This window comes from Lentzea aerocolonigenes (assembly GCF_000955955.1).
Lineage (GTDB): Bacteria > Actinomycetota > Actinomycetes > Mycobacteriales > Pseudonocardiaceae > Lentzea > Lentzea aerocolonigenes_A.
The window spans coordinates 1-333 of sequence record NZ_JYJG01000269.1; the positions used below are offsets into that span (position 1 = coordinate 1).

The 333-nt window shown below is 66.7% G+C and carries 1 protein-coding gene and 1 pseudogene; both read right to left on the reverse strand.

The window, feature by feature from the left end; all coding sequences use genetic code 11:
* Nucleotides 1–187 (reverse strand): SdrD B-like domain-containing protein (locus tag UK23_RS54080; protein WP_045315275.1); only part of this gene is annotated, 187 nt, incomplete at its 3' end.
* Nucleotides 188–231: 44 nt separating this feature from the next.
* Nucleotides 232–294: pseudogene (locus tag UK23_RS55135) on the reverse strand (hypothetical protein); the annotation flags it as partial.
* Nucleotides 295–333: the final 39 nt, after the last annotated feature.

The window sequence follows — 333 nt, forward strand, 5'->3', positions numbered from 1 at the left end:
CGGGCGGGGTGAACTTCACGAAGTAGTCACCCGCACCGAGACCGCTGAACAGGTACATGCCGTTGGCATCGGTCACCGCGGTGCCGGCCGACTCGGGCCCGTTCGGACCGTTGCGGAACAGCTCCACCGGCACGCCCGCGACACCGGGCTCACCGTTGTCCTGGCCGGGATCAGACCGAAGTCCCACGTCATGTCCTGCTCGATCTGACCCAGGTTGAACACCGGAGTCACACCCGTGCCGTCACCGTCGGAGTCCAGCGCGTCATCACCCTGGTCCTGCGGCGACACCAGCATCCCGGCAGGCGGGGTGAACTTCACGAAGTAGTCACCCGC